20 protein-coding genes are annotated in these 24,024 nt (G+C 54.9%); 9 read left to right on the top strand and 11 right to left on the bottom strand.

What is annotated here, in order from left to right; all coding sequences use genetic code 11:
• Positions 1–18: 18 nt before the first annotated feature.
• A complete protein-coding gene (gene rsmI, locus ABRZ28_RS16280; protein ID WP_319605194.1) occupies positions 19–882 on the bottom strand; it encodes a 16S rRNA (cytidine(1402)-2'-O)-methyltransferase in 864 nt (287 codons plus the stop codon).
• A gap of 61 nt (positions 883–943) precedes the next feature.
• Here rsmI and ABRZ28_RS16275 point away from each other — a divergent pair, with 61 nt between their 5' ends.
• From ABRZ28_RS16275 to dolP, 4 genes are all read left to right on the top strand, one after another.
• Positions 944–2,998: a penicillin-binding protein activator gene (locus ABRZ28_RS16275; RefSeq protein WP_319605193.1), complete on the top strand. Its 2,055-nt coding sequence runs from the start codon at positions 944–946 to the stop codon at positions 2,996–2,998.
• Entirely contained in the window at positions 2,995–3,351 is a 357-nt protein-coding gene (locus tag ABRZ28_RS16270) for a YraN family protein (protein ID WP_319605246.1), read from the top strand. The genes ABRZ28_RS16275 and ABRZ28_RS16270 overlap by 4 nt, the downstream gene beginning before the upstream one ends.
• 138 nt (positions 3,352–3,489) lie before the next feature.
• Positions 3,490–4,080: a DnaA initiator-associating protein DiaA gene (diaA, locus tag ABRZ28_RS16265; RefSeq protein ID WP_319605192.1), complete on the top strand. Its 591-nt coding sequence runs from the start codon at positions 3,490–3,492 to the stop codon at positions 4,078–4,080.
• 10 nt (positions 4,081–4,090) lie between these two features.
• The gene (gene dolP / locus ABRZ28_RS16260) at positions 4,091–4,666 is read left to right on the top strand and encodes a division/outer membrane stress-associated lipid-binding lipoprotein (protein WP_319605191.1); all 576 of its coding nucleotides are present in this window, start codon (positions 4,091–4,093) and stop codon (positions 4,664–4,666) included.
• Between the two features lie 163 nt (positions 4,667–4,829).
• Here the strand turns inward: dolP and mtgA are convergent, their stop codons facing one another.
• The 4 genes from mtgA to mnmL form a co-directional block, all read right to left on the bottom strand.
• Positions 4,830–5,564: a monofunctional biosynthetic peptidoglycan transglycosylase gene (mtgA, locus tag ABRZ28_RS16255; protein WP_319605190.1), complete on the bottom strand. Its 735-nt coding sequence runs from the start codon at positions 5,562–5,564 to the stop codon at positions 4,830–4,832.
• A complete protein-coding gene (elbB, locus tag ABRZ28_RS16250) occupies positions 5,561–6,214 on the bottom strand; it encodes an isoprenoid biosynthesis glyoxalase ElbB (protein ID WP_330520906.1) in 654 nt (217 codons plus the stop codon). Before elbB ends, mtgA begins: the two co-directional genes overlap by 4 nt.
• A 291-nt stretch (positions 6,215–6,505) precedes the next feature.
• Positions 6,506–8,860 carry an aerobic respiration two-component sensor histidine kinase ArcB gene (gene arcB, locus ABRZ28_RS16245; RefSeq protein ID WP_319605188.1) on the bottom strand — a complete coding sequence of 785 codons (2,355 nt, stop codon included), beginning with the start codon at positions 8,858–8,860 and terminating at the stop codon, positions 6,506–6,508.
• Positions 8,861–8,985: 125 nt separating this feature from the next.
• Entirely contained in the window at positions 8,986–9,915 is a 930-nt protein-coding gene (gene mnmL, locus ABRZ28_RS16240) for a tRNA modification radical SAM protein MnmL/YtqA (RefSeq protein ID WP_330520905.1), read from the bottom strand.
• A gap of 654 nt (positions 9,916–10,569) precedes the next feature.
• Between mnmL and gltB the strand changes: the two genes are divergently transcribed.
• The 3 genes from gltB (at position 10,570) to ABRZ28_RS16225 (ending at position 17,408) form a co-directional block, all read left to right on the top strand.
• Positions 10,570–15,030 carry a glutamate synthase large subunit gene (gene gltB / locus ABRZ28_RS16235; protein WP_319605186.1) on the top strand — a complete coding sequence of 1,487 codons (4,461 nt, stop codon included), beginning with the start codon at positions 10,570–10,572 and terminating at the stop codon, positions 15,028–15,030.
• 9 nt (positions 15,031–15,039) lie between these two features.
• Positions 15,040–16,458: a glutamate synthase small subunit gene (locus ABRZ28_RS16230; RefSeq protein ID WP_319605185.1), complete on the top strand. Its 1,419-nt coding sequence runs from the start codon at positions 15,040–15,042 to the stop codon at positions 16,456–16,458.
• Positions 16,459–16,634: 176 nt separating this feature from the next.
• Positions 16,635–17,408: a (S)-acetoin forming diacetyl reductase gene (locus ABRZ28_RS16225; protein WP_319605184.1), complete on the top strand. Its 774-nt coding sequence runs from the start codon at positions 16,635–16,637 to the stop codon at positions 17,406–17,408.
• 72 nt (positions 17,409–17,480) lie between these two features.
• Here the strand turns inward: ABRZ28_RS16225 and ABRZ28_RS16220 are convergent, their stop codons facing one another.
• The 6 genes from ABRZ28_RS16220 to zapE form a co-directional block, all read right to left on the bottom strand.
• Positions 17,481–17,888: a GFA family protein gene (locus ABRZ28_RS16220; protein ID WP_330520904.1), complete on the bottom strand. Its 408-nt coding sequence runs from the start codon at positions 17,886–17,888 to the stop codon at positions 17,481–17,483.
• A gap of 110 nt (positions 17,889–17,998) precedes the next feature.
• Positions 17,999–18,499: a ClpXP protease specificity-enhancing factor gene (gene sspB / locus ABRZ28_RS16215; protein ID WP_319605182.1), complete on the bottom strand. Its 501-nt coding sequence runs from the start codon at positions 18,497–18,499 to the stop codon at positions 17,999–18,001.
• Positions 18,500–18,504: 5 nt separating this feature from the next.
• Positions 18,505–19,146 carry a stringent starvation protein SspA gene (sspA, locus tag ABRZ28_RS16210; RefSeq protein WP_319605181.1) on the bottom strand — a complete coding sequence of 214 codons (642 nt, stop codon included), beginning with the start codon at positions 19,144–19,146 and terminating at the stop codon, positions 18,505–18,507.
• 435 nt (positions 19,147–19,581) lie between these two features.
• Positions 19,582–19,974: a 30S ribosomal protein S9 gene (gene rpsI, locus ABRZ28_RS16205; protein WP_048636503.1), complete on the bottom strand. Its 393-nt coding sequence runs from the start codon at positions 19,972–19,974 to the stop codon at positions 19,582–19,584.
• Positions 19,975–19,989: 15 nt separating this feature from the next.
• Positions 19,990–20,418 carry a 50S ribosomal protein L13 gene (rplM, locus tag ABRZ28_RS16200; protein ID WP_319605180.1) on the bottom strand — a complete coding sequence of 143 codons (429 nt, stop codon included), beginning with the start codon at positions 20,416–20,418 and terminating at the stop codon, positions 19,990–19,992.
• A 236-nt stretch (positions 20,419–20,654) separates the two neighbouring features.
• Positions 20,655–21,776 (bottom strand): cell division protein ZapE, encoded by a 1,122-nt coding sequence (zapE, locus tag ABRZ28_RS16195; RefSeq protein ID WP_330520903.1) that lies wholly within the window; start codon positions 21,774–21,776, stop codon positions 20,655–20,657.
• A gap of 221 nt (positions 21,777–21,997) precedes the next feature.
• Between zapE and zapG the strand changes: the two genes are divergently transcribed.
• The gene (zapG, locus tag ABRZ28_RS16190) at positions 21,998–22,402 is read left to right on the top strand and encodes a Z-ring associated protein ZapG (RefSeq protein WP_319605178.1); all 405 of its coding nucleotides are present in this window, start codon (positions 21,998–22,000) and stop codon (positions 22,400–22,402) included.
• 203 nt (positions 22,403–22,605) lie between these two features.
• A complete protein-coding gene (gene degQ, locus ABRZ28_RS16185; protein ID WP_319605177.1) occupies positions 22,606–23,979 on the top strand; it encodes a serine endoprotease DegQ in 1,374 nt (457 codons plus the stop codon).
• The last annotated feature ends 45 nt before the right edge of the window (positions 23,980–24,024 follow it).

Below are 24,024 nucleotides of genomic sequence, written 5' to 3'. Positions count from 1 at the left end.
AGTGTTTTACTTTACCTGTCACCCTTCCTGCTGTTCGAGAGCATACTTATACAACGCGTTCTTTTTCACGCCGTGAATGTCCGCGGCTAACGCGGCCGCCTTTTTCAAAGGCAGTTCTTTCTGCAACAGGGATAAAGTGCGTAAGGCCTCGGCCGGCAGCGCTTCGGCATCCGCTTGATGGCCTTCGACAATCAATACCATCTCGCCCTTGCGGCGATTCTCGTCTTCCTTCACCCAGGCCAGCAGCTCGCCTACCGGCGCGCCGTGAATCGATTCCCAGGTTTTGGTGATTTCGCGCGCCAGCACCACATAACGCTGCGGCCCCAGCACGTCGGTTATGTCCTGCAAACTGTCCAGGAGCCGGTGGGTAGACTCATAAAAAATCAGGGTACGCGGCTCTTCCGACAGTTCACGCAGCGTATCTTTACGCGCCTTGGTTTTTGCCGGCAGAAAACCTTCATAGCAAAAACGATCGGAAGGCAGACCCGCGGCGGAAAGCGCGGTAATCGCCGCGCAGGCGCCCGGCAGCGGCACAACGCGGATCCCCGCCTCGCGGCAGCGACGCACCAGGTGATAGCCGGGATCGTTAATCAACGGGGTACCCGCGTCGGAAACCAGCGCGATGCTTTGCCCTGCCTGCAATTTTGCCAATACCGACTCCGCTTTCTGCTGTTCATTGTGGTCGTGTAATGCGAACAGCCGTGCATTAATTGCAAAATGTTGTAACAACAGGCCGGTATGACGGGTATCCTCTGCGGCAATCAAATCGACGCGCCGTAGCACGTCCAGGGCTCGCTGGGTGATATCCCCCAGATTGCCAATCGGCGTGGGGACAATGTAAAGGGTTGATGCAGAAATATCTGCTTGTTGGTCTTGATTCATTGTTTCATCCGGGTTGCCGATTTAATATTGAGCATCTTTAAAAAAAACCATTGGATACAGTATGCTTTCCTTTCGTTTCGTCCGTACTCAAGCAGGGCGCATTATTCCTGTTCTGTTAACGGCGCTGTTTCTTGCAGGCTGTCCAAGTCAGGCGCCGCAAAGCCCGCCATCCGAAGTTCAGGGCAAGGCCGGCGCATCTGCCGATTATTATCTGCAACAGATGCAGCAAAGCGGCGATAATAACAAGACTGCCTGGCAATTACTCGCGATTCGCGCCTTATTGCAGGAAGGCAAAGTGCCGCAGGCAAGCCAGCAGTTTAGCGCATTGCCGACCGATTTAAGCGCCGCGCAAAAGCAAGAACGGCAATTACTGAGCGCGGAGCTATCCGCGGCGCAGCGCAATATGGCCGCCGCCAATCAGGCGTTAAGCCAACTGGAGGTGGGCGCGTTGTCCGCCCAACAGCAGCTTCGTTACTATGATGCGCAAATTCTGGCGAACCAGGGCCAGCCGTCGGCGACCTTGCTGCGCGCCTATATTGCTCAGGAACCCTTGTTGCAGGATAGCGCCGCCCGCCAATCGAATATCGACCAAACCTGGCTGGCGCTGGTGCAGATGACGCCCCAGGCGTCAGGCGCTCTGCTGATTAACGCCGATGAGAACGTTCTTCAGGGCTGGATCGATCTGCTTGGCACTTATCAGAATAATCGCCAGTCCCCCGATCAGCTAAAATCGGCGATTGAGGATTGGCGGACCCGTTATCCGCGTCATCCGGCGGCGCAAACGCTGCCGACACAGTTGGTGCAGTTTACCGATTTTCACCCGTCGCAGGTCAGTGGTATCGCGCTGCTGCTGCCGTTAAACGGTCAGGCGCAGGTATTCGCCAACGCCATCCAGCAAGGGTTTAACGCGGCTAAAAACGGTCAGGCCGCGATAGCCGATTCACTGCCGGCGGCGCAAACCGCAGCGGACAGCGGCTATCAACCCGGCGCGACGCCGGTTCCAAACGCCGAGGGCGCCGGCGATCAGGATGAACATGCTGTTCAGAACGACCAATATGGACAAAACGCGGAGCCTCCGGCGGAATACAGCGGTGAGATTAATCCGCCCGCCGCGCAGTCGTCTACGCCCCTGCCCAGTTCGCTGCCGGTCAAAGTGTATGACACATCATCACAGCCTTTAGCGAACGTATTGACTCAGGCGCAGCAGGACGGCGCGTCTCTCGTCATCGGGCCGTTATTGAAAAACGAAGTGGAACAGCTGGCCGCCAACCACTCTCCCTTGAGTATTCTGGCGCTCAACCAGCCTGAACACGTGCAGAATAGCCCTAATATCTGCTACTTCGCCTTATCGCCGGAAGATGAGGCCAGGGACGCCGCCAAGTTTATTCATCAGCAAGGCAAACAGCAGCCGTTATTGCTGGTTCCACGCGGAAACCTCGGCGATCGTATCGTCAATGCGTTTGCGCAGGCCTGGAGCCAGCAAGGCGGCGGCACCCTGCTGCAACAGCGTCTGGGCAGCACTATTGAGCTGAAACAGGCGATCAACAGCGGCGCCGGTCTGAGACTCAGCGGGCAACCCGTCAACCTGACGCCGCAGACGACGCCGTCGGGCGCCACCATAGGCGGTTTAACCATTCCGTCTCAGGTGGAGCCGGTGATCGATTCATCCATCAGCGGTAATATTGATGCGGTCTACATCATTGCCACCCCGGATGAACTGTCATTGATTAAACCGATGATCGATATGCGCACCACCTCACGCTCGCGCCCCGCGCTCTATGCCAGTTCGCGCAGCTTCCAGGCAGGCAGCGGCCCTGATTTCCGTCTGGAAATGGAAGGTCTGCAATTCAGCGAGATCCCGTTGCTGGCGGGCGCCAACCCGGCCCTGATGCAGCAGGTAAGCAACCAGTTCAAAAATGATTACTCACTGGTGCGCCTCTATGCCATGGGCATGGACGCCTGGAAGCTATCCAGCCACTTTGCCGAACTGCGCCAGATGCCTGGCCATCAGGTCGCCGGCGCGACCGGTACGCTGAGCGCAACGACCGACTGCGTAATTAACCGACAAATGACCTGGCTGCAATATCGCCAGGGTCAGTTGGTGCCGGCATCCTGAACACCCGGGCGACAGGCGCGGATTATGAGCGTCAGGCCCGGCGCTATCTTGAACGCGCCGGCTTGACCTTTGCCGCGTCCAATGTCACGTTGCGTGGCGGCGAGCTGGATTTAATTATGCGCGACCGGCAAACCTGGGTTTTTGTCGAGGTTCGCTATCGGCGCAATGCCGACTTTGGCGATGCCGCCGCCAGCGTCACCCGACGAAAACAGCAGCGCCTGCTTCATGCCGCCGCCGTCTGGCTGGCGCAACGCGGAGCCAGTTTCGAGACGGCGGACTGCCGTTTCGACGTAGTGGCGATGACCGGCGACCAGATTAACTGGTTGCCTAACGCTTTCAACGCGCAGGGATGAGAGATGCCATTGATAATCCCGCAAGCCGCCGCCTACGGACAGCGCATGATTAGCGGCCGCGTCAGCCCGTTATGGCGACATTGTCCGGCCACGGGGGCGCTTAATTCACGGACTCTAATTAAAGTAGGTTAAATTAACGTGCTGGATAGAATAAAAGTTTGTTTTACTGAGAGTATTCAGACGCAGATTGCGGCGGCGGAAGCCCTGCCGGATGCCATCTCTCGTGCGGCTATCGTACTGGTGCAGTGCCTGTTGAACGGCAATAAGATTCTGTGCTGCGGCAACGGAACGTCAGCGGCCAATTCTCAGCATTTTGCCGCCAGCATGATTAATCGCTTTGAAGCGGAACGCCCGAGTTTGCCGGCGATTGCACTTAATGCGGATAATGTGGTCTTAACTGCGATTGCCAACGACCGGCTGCATGAAGAGATCTACGCCAAGCAGGTTCGCGCATTGGGACAAACCGGCGACGTATTACTCGCGATATCCACCCGCGGAAACAGTCGGGATATCGTCAAAGCGGTGGAAGCGGCGGTCACCCGGGACATGAGCATTGTCGCCCTGACCGGTTATGATGGCGGCGAACTGGCCGGGCTACTGGGTCCACAGGATGTGGAAATTCGCATTCCTTCCCACCGTAGCGCCCGTATTCAGGAAATGCACATGCTGACAGTCAACTGTCTGTGCGATTTAATTGATAACACACTTTTCCCACACCAGAACGATTAAGGAGCACTACATGAGGATAAGTTCTGCATTTGCCGTGCTGTCTATCGCCCTCTTGTTACAAGGCTGTGTTGGCGCGGTAGTTGTTGGCAGTGCCGCGGTTGCCACCAAAACCGCCACCGACCCCCGCACGGTGGGAACCCAGGTCGATGACGGCACCCTGGAACTGCGGGTGACCAATGCCATCGGCAAAGATGAGCAATTGAAAAAAGACGCCCGCATCGTCGCCACCGCTTATCAGGGGAAAGTTCTGCTGACCGGGCAAGCGCCCACCACCGAACTGTCAAACCGCGCCAAACAAATCGCGCTAGGCGTGGAAGGCGCGAGCGAAGTGTATAACGAAATACGTCAGGGCAACCCGGTTTCGCTGGGAACGGCCTCAATGGATACCTGGATCACCACCAAAGTTCGTTCCCAGATCCTGGCAAGCGATACGGTTAAATCGTCCAACGTGAAAGTGACCACCGAAAACGGCGAAGTCTTCCTGTTAGGTCTGGTTACCCAGCGCGAAGGCGCGTCCGCGGCTGAAATCGCCAGTAAAGTCAGCGGCGTGAAACACGTCACCACCGCATTTACTTACCTGCAATAAGCGCCGGTTTAGTCGACAATCTGACCGCTGATGGCGACATCAGCGGTTTCCACGCCGAATTCAGGGTAAGCCGTCGATCAGGTCGCGGGGAGCGACGCGACTCGCCTTGAGCGCGGTAAACAGGCGTAAGGCCGGCTTAGCTTCATCAGTTGAGCCGGCCCATTCAGTTCAGCCCATTGGAACGCAAAAACTCTTCACCGCCGATCTGGCGCATCTGACGTAAAATCCACTGCTGGCGCTGAATCACATACCCGGACGGCGCATCGACGCGAAAACGGATCGGATTGGGCAATACGGCCGCCAGCAAGGCCGCTTCGCTGGCGGTCAATCTATGGGCGGATTTATTGAAATAACGCCTCGCCGCGGCTTCCACGCCAAAGGTACCGGGTCCAAACTCCGCGACATTCAAATATACCGTCAGGATACGTCGTTTGCTCCATACCAATTCGACCCCTGAAGTGATGCCGGCTTCGAGACCTTTACGCAGCCAGCTGCGGCCATCCCACAAAAACAAATTCTTCACCATTTGCTGAGACAGCGTCGAGGCGCCGCGGATCCGTTGCGTATTGCGTTCGTTATGCCTGAGCGCCGAATTAATGGCATCAAAATCAAAGCCCCAGTGCTGGGGGAATTTCTGATCTTCGGCGGCGATGACCGCCAGCGCCATCGAGGGGGCAATCTCATCCATGCCGACCCAGGAGGAACGGGCGACATAGGAAAAATCGCCGCGCAACCAGGCGCTTATCTGACGGTCGACCATCACCGCGGAAAACGGCACCGGCAAGAAAGAGAACAGCAGTATGCCGGCCAGCCACAGTCCCAATACGGCCAGCAGGCAGCGCACGACCCAACGTTTGACGCGCATCAGAAGGCCGTTGCCGCGGCGGTTCGATCTCATTCAATCAAGTCCAGTACGCGGGCGACCAGCTTATCAATGCCCTTTGCCGCCTCACTGATTGAGTTGGCCAACATGTAAGCGGGCGTGGTGACAATTTTGCGTTCCGCATCGACCACAATGTCGTCAACCGGGCAAGCAACGTGAATACCACCCATTTTTTCAATGATTTCAGCAGTATTAATATCATTACCAATTGTAATTCTTACCGGCTCGCCCAATAACCGCGGCAACAGCGCGGGACTGATGCAAATAAAACCAATTGGTTTATTTTGCTTATGAATTTCACGAGTAAGTATTTCCAGGTTTTCATCAACGTCGCAGGCCGCTCCCTGAGCGGCGAAGTCGCTTAAATTTTTTGCTGAACCGAAACCGCCGGGAACAATCAGCGCATCGAGTTGTTGCGCATCAGCGGCGGAAAGCGGTTGGATTTTCCCTCTGGCGATCCGCGCCGATTCAACTAAAACGTTGCGATTCTCATTGGTTACGTCGCCGGTCAGGTGATTCACCACATCAGACTGCGGCTTATCCGGCGCAAAGCAAACCGCTTCAGCCCCGGCTCTATCCAATGCAAGCAGCGTCAGCACGGCTTCATGAATCTCCGAACCATCATAAACACCGCACCCGCTGAGAACAATGCCGACTCTTTTCATGATCTTTTCCCTCATTTCATTACATCAACTAATTGATTTTTTAATTGACAAACACTAATCTACATCACACATTTTAATGATTCTTCTAACTAACGTTGCCGCTTTTGCTATTTTGTTGCTTGATGAAGATGTAGAATAATTAAGGTATGAATATCCGCACTTGCGAGTCCACAAACCCTGATATCTAAATGCAGGTGCCTGTTTTCCCTGGTGTTGGCGCATAATTCGCGCACCCCGGCTTCGGTCGGGGTCATTTTTTTTCATGACCGCCATCCCTGGCTTCTCTGACCGTTAACCCTCTTTCCCGCTGTTTTTACACGCCACCCAATCTCTCAGCACCTGAACATCATGACGCCAGTCGTGCTTGAGTTCGTCAATCCATTCCTGGACATTATCCCACCAGGCCGGCAGCGTATCCGTTTGTATCTGTTGCGCCACCTGCTGCAAATGACGAAGCCCGACCGATCCCGCCGCGCCTTTAATCTTGTGTCCTTCTTCGGTAATCCCTTTCTGGTCGCGCGCCGTCATGTTGGAATCAAGAATAGCCAGATACCCCGGCATCATTTGTTCAAACATATCCAGGCCCTGGTAAATCAATTTGGGTCCGACCAGCTCCAGATACTGTTCCAGCATCGCAATATCCAGCAGATCTTCGTTAGCCGCTGCCGCGACGCGGTTTTTTTCGGCAACGGGCGCATCGTCATCCCTAACCTGATGATCCCAATATTGTTTAATGACCGTCGTCAGCGCCGGCACCGACAGCGGTTTACTGAGCACGTCGTCCATGCCGGCGTTCAGGTACTCTTTTTTATCCTTCAATACGTTGGCCGTTAGCGCGACCAGCGGCGGCAATCGGCGGTTGGCGTAACGCCTGCGGATTTCACGGGCGACGTCCAACCCGGTCATATCCGGTAGCTGAATGTCCAGCAGCGCCAAATCGAACTCATCGGGATCGAACATATCCAGCGCTTCCTGCCCGGTCATCGCCACTTCCACGCTGCTGCCCAGTTTTTCCAGCACCGAACGCGCCACCACCACATTCAGCTCGATATCCTCCACCAGCAGCACATGCAGCGCCGGCAGCGGCATTTCATCATCATCCGGATTGCCGAGTTCGTCTTCAATGCCCGGCGCGGTAACCGTCAGGGTAAAGCAAGAACCTTTGCCCTGAACGCTGGTCACGTGGATATCTCCGCCCATGTTTTGCGCCAGACGTTTTGACACCGACAGACCGATTCCGGTGCCGGTCGCCGGTTTGCCGCCGTTCTGGTCTTTTACCTGATAGTACATGGCAAAGATTTTTTCCAACTCATCCGCCGGGATCCCCATGCCGGAATCCTCGACGTCGAAGCGCAGGCGGTCGCCTTGCTCATGCCATACGCGCACCACGATTTTTCCCTGCGGGGTGAATTTCACGGCGTTGCTGAGCAGATTCCACAAAATCTGCCGCAGACGAGTGCCGTCGGTAATAATTTTCTGCGGCAGCGGCTGGTGCAACTCCATGATTAACTTCAGCCCTTTCGGCTGCGCCAGCAGACCGCCCAAATTCTCCAGATCGGCCAGAAAACCGGTGAAATCTATCGGCTGGTTATCCAGTTGCACCTTGCGACGCTCTTGTTTATCCATTTCAATCACGTCATTAAAGATATTGCCCAGCGTAATCGCGCTGACGTGAATGGTTTTCAGATACTTTTGCTGTTCCGCGTCAAGCTGCGTATCCAGTAAAATACGGCTTAGTCCGACAATGCCGTTAAGCGGCGTACGCAGCTCGTGGCTGATCGTTGAGATAAACGTGGTCTTCTCCCTGCTGGCGTTCTCTAACGCGTCCTGGTAACGCTTACGTTCCGTTATATCGCGCCCAAATCCCATCAACCCGTGCCGCTTGCCCGTGCGATCGTAAAAAGGCACCTTGCGCAACTCAAAACAGGCTTTGCGCCCGTCCGGATACACCAGCCATTGTTCATACGTCAGCGAAACGTTGTGGCGGAACACTTTCTCATCCGTTTCCATCACTTTTTCAGCGATATCCTGCGGATAAACGTCCTGCGGCGTCAGGCCGATCAGCTGTTTCTGACTTTTACCCACCAGCAACTCCATCGCGCGGTTGCAGCCGGAAAACTCTTTTTCTTCATTGCGGTAATAAACCAGGTCCGGCGAGGCGTCGAGGAAGGATCGTAATAACGCGGACTGTTGCTCCAGCTCAATCTGCGCCTGTTCACGGCGGGACATTTCTTCTTTCAGCTTGCTCACCACGTGCAAACGCGCCTCTTCCGATTTGATGCGATCGGCGATTTCCTGATTAAGCTGAGCGATGTTCTCCTGAAGCTGTTCGTTCAATTCAAGATCGCGATGACGCATCTCTTCCAGCTTCTCCACCAGCTTCGACAAACGCTGACGCGACTCTTCGAGCTGCTCCACCACAACGGAAAGGAAATAGACGGCCCACGGGGTAATCAACAAGCCGAAAAAGACCGAGCGCACGACGTCAATATTTTCCACTTTCCCGCTGAGCAGCAGGGTGACGGCCATCTGCACCACCATCGCCAGCAACACCAGCACCGAAGCCAGCAGCAGTGAAAAACGAACGAGTCCCAGTTTTACCATTAAATCAACGTAGTACTGAGCTAACAGGCGGATTTGCTTCATAGTGGTTTCCTTAAACGCGAACCACCGAATCATATCGTAAAATGGCGACGCATGCGGTAGCGGCGCCACATATAGTTTGCCCGCCGCCGGGTGAATTTGCGTTTTATCCTGCGCGCCCGACGGCGCTAAATGGGTTGGTACTGATAAGGCGTACCCAGCGCCGAACCCTGAACGCCGAACTGCTGTAGATAACGGTCCAGCTCCACCATGCCGGTCCAGCGATTTTCGCACCAGAGCGGCGCCAGCAGGGTCGGGCGTCTGGCGCTGGCGGAAATGCGGTGATAGATAATTTCCGGCGGCGTACGGCGGATCATCTCGCCGGCGGTCGACACATACTCTTGCAACGACAGCGCGGACAAGCGGCCCGCACGCCAGGCTTTCGCCATAATGCTGCCGTCGACAATGTGCAGCGGATGAAGCTTGATGCCCTCCACGCCGGTTTCAACCACCCGATCGAGCGTGGAGAAACAGCACTGCGCATCCTCTCCCGGCAAACCGACGATAAGATGACAGCAAACCTTCAGACCACGCTCGCGGGCGCGCCGAACCGTCTGTTGGTAACAGGCAAAATCATGACCGCGGTTTATCCGGCGCAGCGTTTTGTCGCTGGCGCTCTGTAACCCCAGCTCCAGCCAGACCTCATACCCGCGTTCATGATAGCCGGACAATAAATCCAGTACGGCGTCCGGCACGCAGTCAGGCCGGGTGCCGACGCACAGCCCCACCATATCCGCCTGATCCAGCGCCGCCTGATACATGCTTTGCAAGACATTCACTTCGGCGTAGGTATTGGTATAGGCCTGGAAATAGGCCAGATAGCGGCTCGCCCGGTTTACTTTCCCGGCCTGGGCGGCCAGCTGCTGCGCAATACTGCTCTGCTGCATCTGTTCATCGGCGAACGACGCGACATTACAAAACGTACAGCCTCCCCGTCCCAGCGTGCCGTCCCGGTTCGGGCAGCTAAAACCGCCATGCAGCGTGAGTTTGTGGATCTTCTGTCCATAGCGACGTTGAAGATTTCCACCAAACATGTTGATTAATTTTTGTAATTGCATATTCTGATTAGCCCTCTTTAGGAAGAGCAGCCTACTCCTTCGCCTCCTTTGTCGCGATGACGCCGATCAATCCCCTTTCTTAGAACAAAGTGAATTATTATTCGGTTTTAATGCAAATAAACGCATATTTTCCTTGATTAATTTTTCTAATCTTCCCACCGGGATTCATTAGAAGATGACGCGAAAATGAAAAACAGTGGCATAAGTTATAATACTTAATCAAAGCAGTATAAGATTCCAAAAAGCAGAAATATTGCAGCATGTCGGGGAGATATTATGATATATGTATAGTGATACAGCTCACAGTCCTGGCAAATCCGACAATCCCCCGCCGGCAGATTTTAACTAAAAAAATCATTAGCTTTCATAGATATAACTAAAAATTATTCCTTAATAACCTATTTTGCACGGGTATTTGACCTGAACAGGCTTTCTCGCTAATTTGGGGATCCGCTGGAAGCTTTCCCGATGAGTCATCGACTCGTCATATTTATGCAGTAAATGAAGACTCCCTCTAAAACAAGTCATTCATCACTTGTGAGACCGTCACGAGAGGCCAAAGAAAGAGAGCGGCAGGCATACGCAGCTCGACGCCACAGCGCCTTCTTGCGGTAGGTTACGAGAGTCATACAGAGCCCGGGGAGGTTCACTATTATGTTGTACGATGCATCTCAAGAGAGAGACAACTGTGGCTTTGGCTTAATCGCCCATATAGAAGGCGAGCCGAGCCACAAGGTAGTGCGTACCGCGATTCACGCACTTGCCCGCATGCAGCACCGTGGCGCGATCCTTGCTGACGGCAAGACCGGCGACGGCTGCGGCTTATTGCTGCAAAAACCCGATCGTTTCTTCCGGATGGTGGCGGAAGAGCGTGGCTGGCGCTTAGCCAAAAATTACGCCGTCGGCATGATGTTTCTCAATCAGGATGAAGAGCTGGCCCAGGCCGCCCGCCGAATTGTCGAAGAAGAGCTGCAAAACGAAACGCTTTCCGTCCTTGGCTGGCGTGAAGTGCCGACCAATCCTGACGTATTGGGTGAAATCGCGCTTTCCTCACTGCCGCGTATAGAACAAATCTTCGTCAACGCGCCGGCCGGCTGGCTGCAAAGCGATATGGAACGCCGTCTGTTCATGGCGCGTCGCCGCATCGAAAAACGGATTCAGGACAAAGAGTTCTACGTTTGCAGCTTCTCCAATCTGGTGACGATCTATAAAGGCCTGTGCATGCCGGCGGATCTGCCGCGCTTCTATCTCGACCTGGCCGACCTGCGTCTGGAATCCGCCATCTGTCTGTTCCATCAGCGTTTCTCGACCAACACCGTGCCGCGCTGGCCGCTGGCGCAGCCGTTCCGCTATCTGGCGCACAACGGCGAGATCAACACCATTGCCGGCAACCGCCAATGGGCGCGCGCCCGTGCTTATAAATTCAAAACCCCGTTGATCCCCGACCTGCAAGATGCCTCCCCGTTCGTCAACGAAACCGGCTCTGACTCCAGTTCGCTGGATAACATGCTGGAACTGTTCCTCAGCGGCGGGATGGATATTATCCGCGCCATGCGTCTGCTGGTGCCGCCGGCCTGGCAGAACAACCCGGATATGGATCCGGAACTGCGCGCCTTCTTTGACTTCAACTCCATGCATATGGAGCCGTGGGACGGCCCTGCCGGCATCGTGATGTCCGACGGGCGCTACGCCGCCTGTAACCTGGACCGTAACGGTCTGCGCCCGGCGCGCTACGTCATCACCAAAGATAAGCTAATCACCTGCGCCTCCGAAGTGGGCATCTGGGATTATCAACCGGATGAAGTGGTGGAAAAAGGCCGCGTCGGGCCGGGTGAATTGATGGTTATCGACACCCGCCATGGGCGCATTCTGCACTCGGCCGAAACCGATGACGATCTCAAAAGCCGTCACCCGTATAAAGAGTGGATGGAGAAAAACGTCCAGCGCCTGGTGCCGTTTGAAGATCTGCCGGACGATCAGGTCGGCAGCCGCGAATTCGACGATACTCTGCTGGAAACCTATCAGAAGCAGTTTGGCTACAGCGCCGAAGAGCTGGATCAAATCCTGCGCGTGCTGGGCGAAAACGGCCAGGAAGCCACCGGCTCCATGGGCGATGACACGCCGTTTGCCGTGCTTTCCAGCCGTCCGCGCATTATTTATGACTATTTCCGCCAGCAGTTCGCCCAGGTGACCAACCCGCCGATCGATCCGCTGCGCGAAGCGCACGTGATGTCGCTGGCGACCTGTATCGGCCGTGAAATGAACGTCTTCTGCGAAGCGGAAGGTCAGGCGCACCGTCTGAGCTTTAAGTCGCCGATCCTGCTCTACTCCGATTTCAAGCAGTTGATCTCTCAGGATCAACAGCACTATCGCGCGGATGTGCTGGATCTGACGTTCGAGCCTGAAAAACAAACGTTGCAACAGACCATTGATACGCTGTGCGACGCCGCCGAACATAAGGTGCGCGACGGCGCGGTGCTGCTGGTGCTTTCCGACCGCGGCATTAGCGAAAAACGCCTGCCGGTGCCGGCGCCGATGGCCGTCGGCGCCATTCAACGCCGTTTGGTCGAGAAGAGCCTGCGCTGCGACGCCAACCTCATTGTCGAAACCGCCAGCGCGCGCGATCCGCACCATTTCGCGGTGCTGCTGGGCTTCGGCGCCACGGCGATTTATCCTTATCTCGCCTACGAAACGCTGGCGCGTCTGGTGGATAACCGCACCATTGAAAAACCGCATCGCGCGGTGATGCTGAACTACCGTAACGGCATCAACAAAGGGCTGTACAAGATCATGTCCAAGATGGGCATCTCCACCGTCGCATCCTACCGTTGCTCCCGGTTGTTCGAAGCCGTCGGCCTGCATCAGGATGTCTCGACCCAGTGCTTCCAGGGGGTGGTCAGCCGTATCGGCGGGGCCAACTTCAGCGATTTCGAGCAGGATTTGCTGAACCTGTCCAAGCGCGCCTGGCTGAAGCGCAAAACGCTGGATCAGGGCGGACTGCTGAAATTCGTACACGGCGGCGAGTACCACGCCTACAACCCCGATGTGGTCACCACCTTGCAAGCCGCGGTGAAGAGCGGCGAGTACGGCGATTACGAACACTATGCCAAGCTGGTTAATCAGCGTCCGGCCGCCACCCTGCGCGATCTGCTGGCGTTGAAACCACAGGAAGGCGCCGCGATTTCCATCGATGATGTCGAACCCGCGACAGAAATGTTCAAACGCTTTGATACCGCGGCGATGTCAATCGGCGCTCTCAGCCCGGAAGCGCATGAGTCGCTGGCGGAAGCGATGAACGGCCTGGGCGGTTTCTCCAACTCCGGGGAAGGCGGGGAAGATCCGGCGCGTTACCGCACCAACAAGGTTTCCCGTATCAAACAGGTCGCGTCCGGCCGCTTTGGCGTCACCCCCGCCTATCTGGTCAACGCCGACGTCATTCAGATTAAAGTGGCGCAAGGCGCCAAGCCCGGCGAAGGCGGACAGTTGCCTGGCGATAAGGTCACGCCGTACATTGCCAGACTGCGTTACTCGGTGCCGGGCGTAACCTTGATTTCACCGCCGCCGCACCATGATATTTATTCAATCGAAGACCTGGCGCAGTTGATTTTCGATCTGAAACAGATCAATCCGAAAGCCATGATTTCGGTAAAACTGGTTTCCGAACCCGGTGTCGGCACCATCGCCACCGGCGTGGCGAAAGCCTATGCCGACCTGATTACTATCGCCGGTTACGACGGCGGTACCGGCGCCAGTCCGCTAACGTCGGTGAAGTATGCCGGCTGCCCGTGGGAATTGGGGCTGGTGGAAACGCAGCAGGCGCTGGTCGCCAACGGTTTGCGCCACAAAATCCGTCTACAGGTGGATGGCGGTCTGAAAACCGGGCTGGACATCATCAAGGCGGCGATACTGGGCGCGGAAAGTTTCGGCTTCGGTACCGGCCCGATGGTCGCGCTCGGCTGTAAATACCTGCGCATCTGCCACCTGAACAACTGTGCGACCGGCGTCGCCACCCAGGACGAAAAGCTGCGTCGCGAGCACTACCACGGTTTGCCGGAACTGGTCGCCAACTACTTCCGCTTTATCGCGCACGAAACCCGTACGCTGATGGCGGAACTGGGCGTAAGCCGTCTGGTGGATTTGATCGGCCGCACCGACCTACTGGTCGAACTGGATGGTTTCACCGCCAAACAGAACAAACTGGATCTCTCGCCGCTGCTGCACACCGCGCAGCCTCAGCCCGGTAAAGCGCTGTACTGCACCGAGAGCAATCCGCCCTTCGATAAGGGGCTGCTGAACAAAGAGCTGCTGACGCAGGCGCTGCCTCATGTGGAAGCCAAACAGAGCAAAGCGCTCTACTTTGATATCCGCAACACCGACCGTTCGGTCGGCGCGACCTTGTCCGGCGAAATCGCCGCACGGCACGGCGACCAGGGGCTGGCAAGCGATCCGATTAAAGTCTACTTCTCCGGCACCGCCGGACAGAGCTTCGGCGTCTGGAATGCGGGCGGCGTTGAACTGACGCTGACCGGCGATGCCAATGACTACGTCGGTAAAGGCATGGCGGGCGGCTGTATCGCCATTCGTCCGCCGGTCGGTTCGGCATTCCGCAGCCATGAAGCCAGCATTATCGGCAACACCTGCCTGTACGGCGCCACCGGCGGCAAGCTCTTCGCCGCCGGCCGGGCGGGCGAACGTTTTGCCGTACGTAACTCCGGCGCCATCACCGTGGTGGAAGGTATCGGCGATAACGGCTGTGAGTACATGACAGGCGGTATCGTGTGTGTACTGGGCCGCACCGGCGTCAACTTTGGCGCGGGCATGACCGGCGGTTTCGCCTACGTGCTGGACGAAGACGGCGAATTCCGTAAGCGTGTCAACCCTGAACTGGTGGAAGTGCTGGATGTAGAACAGCTGGCTATTCATGAAGAACATTTGCGCGGACTGATTACCGAGCATGTGCAGCATACCAGTTCGCAACGCGCAGAAGAGATCCTCGCTAACTGGCCGGCATGGGCATCGAAATTTGCTCTGGTGAAACCGAAGTCAAGTGATGTGAAGGCATTGTTGGGTCACCGTAGTCGTTCCGCAGCCGAGCTGCGGGTTTTGGCGCAGTAAGAGGTCATCATGAGTCAGAATGTGTATCAATTTATCGACCTACAGCGCGTTGATCCGCCCAAAAAACCGCTGAAAATTCGTAAAATTGAATTTGTTGAAATTTACGAGCCGTTCTCGGAAAGTCAGTCCAAGGCGCAGGCGGACCGCTGCCTGTCATGCGGCAACCCCTATTGCGAGTGGAAATGCCCGGTCCATAACTATATTCCCAACTGGCTGAAGCTGGCCAATGAAGGCCGGATTATCGAAGCGGCCGAGCTATCGCACCAGACCAACAGCCTGCCGGAAGTCTGCGGCCGGGTGTGTCCGCAGGATCGCCTGTGCGAAGGCTCCTGTACGCTGAATGACGAATTCGGCGCCGTCACCATCGGCAACATTGAGCGCTATATCAACGACAAGGCATTGGAGATGGGCTGGAAGCCCGATGTTTCCAACGTGCAGCCGACCGGCAAACGCGTGGCGATTATCGGCGCCGGCCCGGCGGGACTGGCCTGCGCCGACGTATTGGCGCGCAACGGCGTACAGGCGGTGGTGTTCGATCGTCATCCTGAGATCGGCGGTCTGCTGACCTTCGGTATTCCGGCATTCAAGCTGGGTAAAGAAGTCATGGTCAAGCGCCGTGAGATTTTCAGCGGCATGGGCATTGAATTCCGTCTGAACACCGAAGTCGGTAAAGATGTGCAGATGAAAGAGCTGCTGGATGAATATGATTCCGTATTCCTCGGCGTGGGGACGTATCAATCCATGCGCGGCGGGTTGGAAAACGAAGACGCGTCCGGCGTTTATGACGCGCTGCCCTTCCTGATCGCCAACACCAAGCAATTGATGGGCTTTGAGGCATCGGTTGAAGAACCCTATATCTCCATGCAGGGCAAGCGTGTGGTGGTGTTGGGCGGCGGCGACACCGCGATGGACTGCGTACGGACGTCAATTCGTCAGGGCGCGACGCACGTTACCTGCGCCTATCGTCGTGATGAAGCGAACATGCCGGGCTCCAAACGCGAAGTGAAAAACGCGCGTGAGGAAGGGGTGGAATTCAAATTCAACCTGCAACCATTGAGCATTGAAATCAACGGCGCCGGTCAGGTTTGCGGCGTCAGGATGGCGCGCACCGCGCTGGGCGCGCCCGATGTCAACGGCCGCCGGCGTCCTGAAATCGTTGAAGGTTCAGAGCATGTGCTGGAAGCGGACGCTATCGTCATGGCATTCGGTTTCCGTCCGCATAAGATGGATTGGCTGGCGGAATACGGCGTGGAGCTGGACGGGCAAGGTCGCATTATCGCGCCGGAAAGCATTGAAAACGCCTTCCAGACCAGTAATCCCAAAATCTTTGCCGGCGGCGATGCCGTACGGGGTTCCGATCTGGTGGTGACCGCCATTGCCGAAGGACGTAAAGCCGCCGACGGTATCATGAACTACCTGGAAGTATAACCTCCCCTTACCTGAGCCGATTCTCCGGCTCAGGTAACATCCTGCTACATTATCTCACTTAATAGCCATTAATCATCATAATCAACTAGTTGTCATCTGCTATCATAGTAGCCAGTATGGCTATATGGCTTTATATCGATATTAACTATAAGTTTAGTTTATCTTAAGGAGATCACATGACAGCTAAAGTAGCGCTGGTAACCGGCGCAGGACAAGGGATTGGTCAGGCTATCGCCCTGAGACTGGCAAAAGACGGTTTTGCCGTTTCCGTCGTGGATTACAATGCCGATACCGCGAAGAAAGTGGCTGAAGAGATCAATCAAGCCGGCGGAAAAGCGATCGCTGTTCAGGCTGATGTTTCCGATCGCGATGCGGTTTTTGCCGCAGTAGAAGAAACGAAGAAACAGCTCGGCGACTTCAATGTCATCGTCAACAATGCCGGTATCGCCCCCAATATGCAGTTTGAAGTGACGCCGCCGGAAATCATTGAGCGCGTTAATAAAATCAACGTCAACGGCGTTATCTGGGGGATGCAGGCCGCGATTGAAGCCTTTAAATCCCTCAAACACGGCGGAAAAATCGTTAATGCCTGTTCACAGGCCGGCCATCTGGGCAACCCTGACCTGGCGGTCTACAGCGCGAGTAAATTCGCCGTTCGCGGCCTGACGCAAAGCGTCGCGCGCGAGGTGGCGAAATATGGCATTACCGTAAACGGTTATTGCCCTGGGGTAGTGAATACGCCGATGTGGCGGGAACGAGATCGCATCGTTTCAGAAGAAGCGGGCAAGCCCGCAGGTTATGCGACTAGCGAATTTGCCAAGCAAATCGCGCTGGGCCGTCTTTCCGAACCGGAAGATGTGGCCGCCTGCGTGTCTTATCTCGCCGGCCCTGACTCTGACTATATGACGGGACAATCCTTACTGATCGATGGCGGTATGGTGTTCAGCTAATCGCTGACTCGCATATCGATGCGTAGCCGGGCCGCAGGCCCGGTTGTTCCCCGCCGCGCCTTATCTGAAGCGTCAGGTGTTGTATAAATCCACAACCTCCTGCTCCGTCATTTCCAGAGTTTTCTCCGCAAACGAATAATAGTTGGGTTTTTTGTCGATATAGATCTGAGCGACAAGTTTTTTCTCGGTATTGTCGTCAAACAGTGAAACCGGCACGAAATAGTTCTCTGGCGAGAGTAGTCTAAAAAACAGATGCGAGCCGCATACCTTACAAAACGCCCGCTCAGCCCATTCTGAAGAGCGATATGACGTGATATTGTCTTCACCTGCTATCGATATATCATTCTGACAATCCACCGACATAAAAGGCCCGCCGCTCCACTTCTCGCACATACCGCAATGGCAGGCCGTTACCCCTTTAATCGCTTTCGTGGTCGTAATCGTCACGCCGCCGCATAAGCAGGTTCCCCTATTCATCATATCCTCCGTTACAGAATATAGAGATCAGGGTAACAATGATAATCTGACAATGTAGATCGTCAACTCAGGATGTAGAAAGGGCACAATCGCTGTGCCCTTGTTTGAATGAACTATTTAACGACCCGCAACGAGGGTCTTCCCCCCTTGGGAGGCTCGGGAGGTTCATCATCAGGATTACCGTCTTCATCCGTCACGACTGGCGGATTATTATCGACGATCGACATCACCGTGCCGGATGTGGCAGTTTCATCCTGGAAATTGTCAAACTCTCCCGCCGACTCATACGCGGGTTCTGGCTCAAACATCGTGCCTGCGCCATTTTCACGAGCGTAAATGGCCAGCACTGCCGCCATCGGTACGTAAACCTGACGCGGCACGCCGCCAAAGCGGGCGTTAAAACGAACGCTGTCATCTGCTAACTCAAGACCGCCGACGGCTCGGGGGGCGATATTCAGCACTATCTGCCCGTCACGAGCAAACTCCATCGGAACCATAACCCCCGGCAGAGTCACGTCGACCACCAGGTGAGGCGTCAACTGGTTATCGAGTAACCAATCATAGAAAGCCCGCAATAAATACGGACGACGCGGAGACAGTTGAGACAACGCCATGTCGTTTAACCTCTGGTTTGCAAACGCATTTCACGCTCAGCTTCCGTCAGGGAAGCCAGGAACGCATCACGCTCGAATACGCGTGTCATGTAACCTTTCAGTTCTTTCGCGCCGGAACCGCTTAACTCAATCCCTAATTGCGGCAAACGCCATAACAGGGGAGCCAGATAACAGTCTACCAGGCTGAACTCTTCGCTCATGAAGTAAGGCGCTTCGTTGAACACCGGCGCAATCGCCAGCAGTTCTTCTCGCAGTTGTTTGCGAGCGGCGTCGGCTTCCTGTGCGCTGCCACGCATGATTTTCCTCAGCAAAGAGTACCAGTCATTCTCAATACGGTGCATCATCAGACGACTGTTGCCGCGCGCAACCGGGTAAACCGGCATCAGCGGCGGATGAGGGAAACGTTCATCCAGATACTCCATGATAATGCGTGATTCATAGAGCGTCAGTTCGCGGTCGACGAGGGTCGGAACTGAACCATAAGGATTGAGGTCAATAAGATCCTGCGGCAGATTATCCATGTCTACCTGCTCAATCTCGACACTCACACCTTTCTCCGCCAGGACAATGCGGACCTGATGGCTAAAAATGTCGGACGGACCAGAAAACAGCGTCATTACCGAACGTTTGTTGGCAGCGACAGCCATGAAAACCTCCAAGTTTATCGAAAAATACGGCGAATAGCCGATCTGCTATTATCCTGCAAACCCATCTCTTACATTTTGTCATTCGGGATAAAAAACCACTTGGCAAAATTAGTCGTTTTAGAAAAAAACCACTTGCTGGCAAACAGGCATAAAATCGGCGAACAGTTTATCAGATTTTGTTCGTTCTGTGGGGCTGGTAGCGTAACTTCATCATTAACACACAGAAAATAAAGACTATTTTTTTTCGATGAAGATAATCTTTGCGGCCAGACAATTTCCGCCTCGGCCGAAGGGTAGAGGCAACATGCCGCCATAAATTTTCAACATCGCCGGTTGCGATCCGCAAGATGGCGCTCAGGGAGAGACCGGCATAAAAAAACCCGGCGACAAGCACCGGGTTTTTCGCATTGATTTCGCAGCAGTTGCAGCAAGAAATTAACGCTTGGAGAACTGAGGACGACGACGTGCTTTACGCAGGCCGACTTTCTTACGTTCAACCTGACGAGCATCACGGGTAACGAAACCAGCTTTACGCAGTTCGCCACGCAGGGACTCATCATACTCCATCAGAGCGCGGGTGATACCGTGACGGATCGCACCAGCCTGACCAGAGATACCACCACCTTTAACGGTGATGTACAGATCCAGTTTTTCAACCATGTCTACCAGTTCCAGCGGTTGACGAACTACCATGCGGGCAGTTTCACGACCAAAGTACTGTTCCAGACTACGCTGGTTGATAACGATGTTACCACTGCCCGGTTTGATAAATACGCGAGCGGCGGAGCTTTTGCGGCGACCAGTGCCGTAGTATTGATTTTCAGCCATTGCCTATAATCCCGATTAAATGTCCAGAACTTGCGGTTGCTGTGCCGCGTGATTGTGCTCAGTACCCGCGTAAACTTTCAGTTTACGGAACATTGCACGACCCAGCGGGCCCTTCGGCAGCATGCCTTTAACCGCGATTTCAATCACACGCTCAGGACGGCGGGCAATCATCTCTTCAAAGGTCGCTTGTTTGATACCACCGATGTGGCCGGTGTGGTGGTAATACATTTTGTCTGCGCGCTTGTTACCGGTTACGGCAACTTTGTCTGCGTTCAGAACGATGATGTAATCACCGGTATCAACGTGCGGAGTATATTCCGCTTTATGCTTGCCGCGCAGGCGACTAGCCAGTTCAGTTGCGAGGCGACCTAAGGTCTTACCGCTCGCGTCAACAACGTACCAGTCGCGTTTTACGGTTTCTGGTTTAGCTGTAAAAGTTTTCATTAAAAGCTTACCCAATAATTAGTTACACGTTGGTGAACACCCAAACGCTCAAAAACAGTTGAGGCTCACACGACCATCAAGTCCAGCAAACCTACCCCTTCGAATAGCCATTGCCGGCACTATAAAGTTTTTGGGAAAAAAACTTCGTTGTAACGTGGGGTCGCAAGATTATAGAGAAGTCGCTATCAAAAATCGACCTTTTTTCTTCTTAATTTCCACCAGGAAGCCGCGCCCGCTTAGGCTAAATGCGGCTGGCGCAAATATTCCTCGCTCTGCATCTCCTGTAAGCGCGATAAACAACGCTGGTATTCGAACTTCAAATGCTCGCCCTGGTAAATTTCATACATGGAAACCTGTGCTGAAATAATCAGTTTTATCCGCCGTTCATAAAACTCATCGACCAGCGCCAAAAAGCGGCGCGCGGTGTTCTCCTCGGCGCCGCCCATGATCGTCACGTTGTGCAGCAATACGCTGTGGTAAAGGCGGGAAAGCGCAATATAGTCATTCTGGCTGCGCGCCTGCGCGCACAACGCGGCGAAATCGACGGCCAGCACGCCCTCGCTCGCGCCAAGGGTTGGCAACGGATGATGGTTTATTTCAAGAGTCGGCCCCGGCGTCGCCCATTGCTGCCCCGACAGGCGGGTGAACATCTGCCGCATTGCGGATTCGGTTTTCTCGTCCAGCGGCGTCAGGTAAAGATGCGCCTGCGTCAGCGTGCGCAACCGGTAATCAATGCCGCCATCGACATTGCGCACATCGCAATATTGTTTAATCAACGCGATCGCCGGTAAAAAGCGCGCCCGTTGCAAACCGTTACGATACAAATCGTCCGGCGGAATATTAGAGGTCGCCACCAGCGTGATGCCGCGGCTAAATAAGGCTCGCAACAACTCGGCCAGCAGCATGGCGTCCGTAATATCGGAAACGAAAAACTCGTCAAAACACAGCACGTCCGTTTCGGCTTTAAATCCATCGGCCACTTTTTCCAACGGATTTTCCTGCCCCTGAAGCCCGTTCAGTTCTTCATGTACCCGCAGCATAAAACGGTGGAAGTGCAGGCGTAATTTCCGCTCGGTCGGCAAACTGTGAAAAAACAGATCCATCAGCCAGGTTTTGCCGCGTCCTACGCCCCCCCACAGGTATAAGCCCTGCACAGGAACCGGGGCGCGCTTTTCGCCCATGCCCAGCCACGCGCGCCATTTTCCCTGGCGTCCGGCGGTATCGCCGGCAGAACGCGCGCACAACTCCCGATAGACCTTGTCCAACTGCACCATCGTCTGATGCTGTACGTCGTCGGGTTGATACTCTCCGGCTGACAGAGCCTGCTGATAAAGCGCTAACGGTGTCGTTTGCTGCATAATGTCGCTATCCCTGAGAAAAAATTTAATGGCGTTTTGTCGCGCGTTGCCGTCGATTTGAGCCGTAATCGTAGCAGTTAACTACCTTGATGCCAGAGATGAGTCAACATTCCTCTCACTCATCACGCTTCAGGATTCCACTCAGACAAGGTTAGCGGTTATAGTGACTATTATGTAAGTGAAAAACCCTACGGAACAATGAAGTCAAAATAGGAGTGATTATGACCTGGGAGTATGCGCTGATTGGTTTAATTGCCGGTATTATCATTGGCGCTGTCGCCATGCGTTTTGGCAATCGGAAGATGCGGCAACAGCAGGCATTGCAACATGAACTGGAAAAAAACAAAGCGGAGCTGGAAGAGTATCGTCAGGAACTGGTCGGGCATTTCGCCCGCAGCGCGGAGCTGTTGGACAACATGGCGCATGATTACCGTCAGCTTTACCAGCATATGGCCAAAAGCTCCAACAACTTATTGCCGGACGTTCCCGGTCAGGATAATCCCTTTAAATATCGCTTAACCGAGGCGGAAGCGGATAACGATCAGGCGCCGGTGGATATGCCGCCGCGTGATTACTCCGATGGCGCATCCGGTTTGCTGCGCGGCGAACCGCCGGTCCGCAAGTAAACCCGCCTGTGATTTACTGCGTGAGGCATGTCCGGCCTCACGTCGCCAGCCATAAAAATCCATCGCCTCGTCTATAGTTACAATCTACTGACGAAACATCAGTGAACTTTACACATTGATTGCCCGTCTGACTCTTCACCATAGGTTTAAGTTTATATATCATCATTTTATTCATCCGCAGGTTGTGAGAGAGTTGATCAGCAATGAAGAAAAAATCTTTATTATTTAATGCATTGGCAATGAGCATAAGCTTAAGTCTGTTATCGCTCCCGATGGCGCACGCCGCGCTGCCTGCGGTCGTTCCAGGGCAGCAGCAGCTTCCCAGTCTGGCCCCCATGCTGGAAAAAGTGTTACCCGCCGTGGTCAGCGTGCATATCGAAGGCACCAGAACGCAGAACCAACGCATACCGGAAGAGTTCAAATTCTTCTTTGGTCCCAACATCCCGCAAGACAAGCAAAGCGCCCGTCCCTTCGCCGGGTTGGGCTCCGGCGTCATTATCAATGCGGCGAAAGGCTACGTTCTGACAAACAACCACGTCATTAACAATGCCGACAAGATCCGCGTGCAGCTGAATGACGGACGTGAATACGAAGCAAAACTGATCGGCCGCGACGAGCAGAGCGACATCGCCTTGATTCAGCTAGTCGATGCCAAAAACCTCGTCGAAGTTAAAATGGCGGACTCCGATCGTCTGCGCGTCGGCGATTTCGCCGTTGCCGTGGGCAACCCCTTCGGGCTTGGACAAACGGCGACATCCGGTATTATCTCGGCGCTTGGCCGTAGCGGGCTAAACTTGGAAGGGCTGGAAAACTTTATCCAGACGGACGCCTCAATCAACCGGGGTAACTCCGGCGGCGCATTAGTTAACCTGAACGGTGAACTGATCGGTATTAACACCGCCATTCTGGCGCCCGGCGGCGGGAATATCGGCATCGGCTTTGCCATCCCCAGCAATATGGCGCAAAACCTGGCTCAGCAGTTAGTGGAGTTTGGTGAAGTCAGGCGCGGCGTACTGGGTATCCGCGGCAGCGAAATGACGTCCGAAATGGCGAAAGCCTTTAAGGTTGACGTCCAGCGCGGCGCCTTTGTCAGTGAAGTGCTGCCACAGTCCGCCGCCGCCAAAGCCGGTATCAAGGCAGGCGATGTTCTGACCTCGCTGGATGGCAAACCGATCGGCAGCTTTGCTGAATTGCGCGCCAAAATCGGCACCACCGCGCCCGGTAAAACCGTAAAAGTGGGTTTGCTGCGCGATGGGAAGCCGTTGGAAGTCAGCGTGGTATTGGATAACAGCAGCACGACCACGACCAGTGCGGAAACGCTGTACCCGGCTTTACAGGGCGCATCGTTGACTAACGGTCAGTTGAAAGATGGCGGCAAAGGTATCCAGATCGATAACGTCGTCAAAGATTCGCCGGCCGCTCAGTTGGGCTTGCAGAAAGGCGATATCATCGTCGGCGTTAACCGTGAACGCGTAGAAAACATCACGCAATTACGCAAGATTCTGGAAGCGAAACCCTCCGTGCTGGCGCTCAACATCGTGCGCGGCGACGATACGATTTATCTGTTATTGCGTTAACCCCAAAAGCTCTTTTTAACCCAACCGGCGTCGGGCGCGTTGATT

The organism is Brenneria sp. g21c3, assembly GCF_040240345.1.
Taxonomy (GTDB): Bacteria; Pseudomonadota; Gammaproteobacteria; order Enterobacterales; family Enterobacteriaceae; genus Brenneria.
The sequence above is the reverse complement of the archived record's forward strand: the minus strand, read 5'-3'. Positions and strand labels throughout refer to the sequence as shown.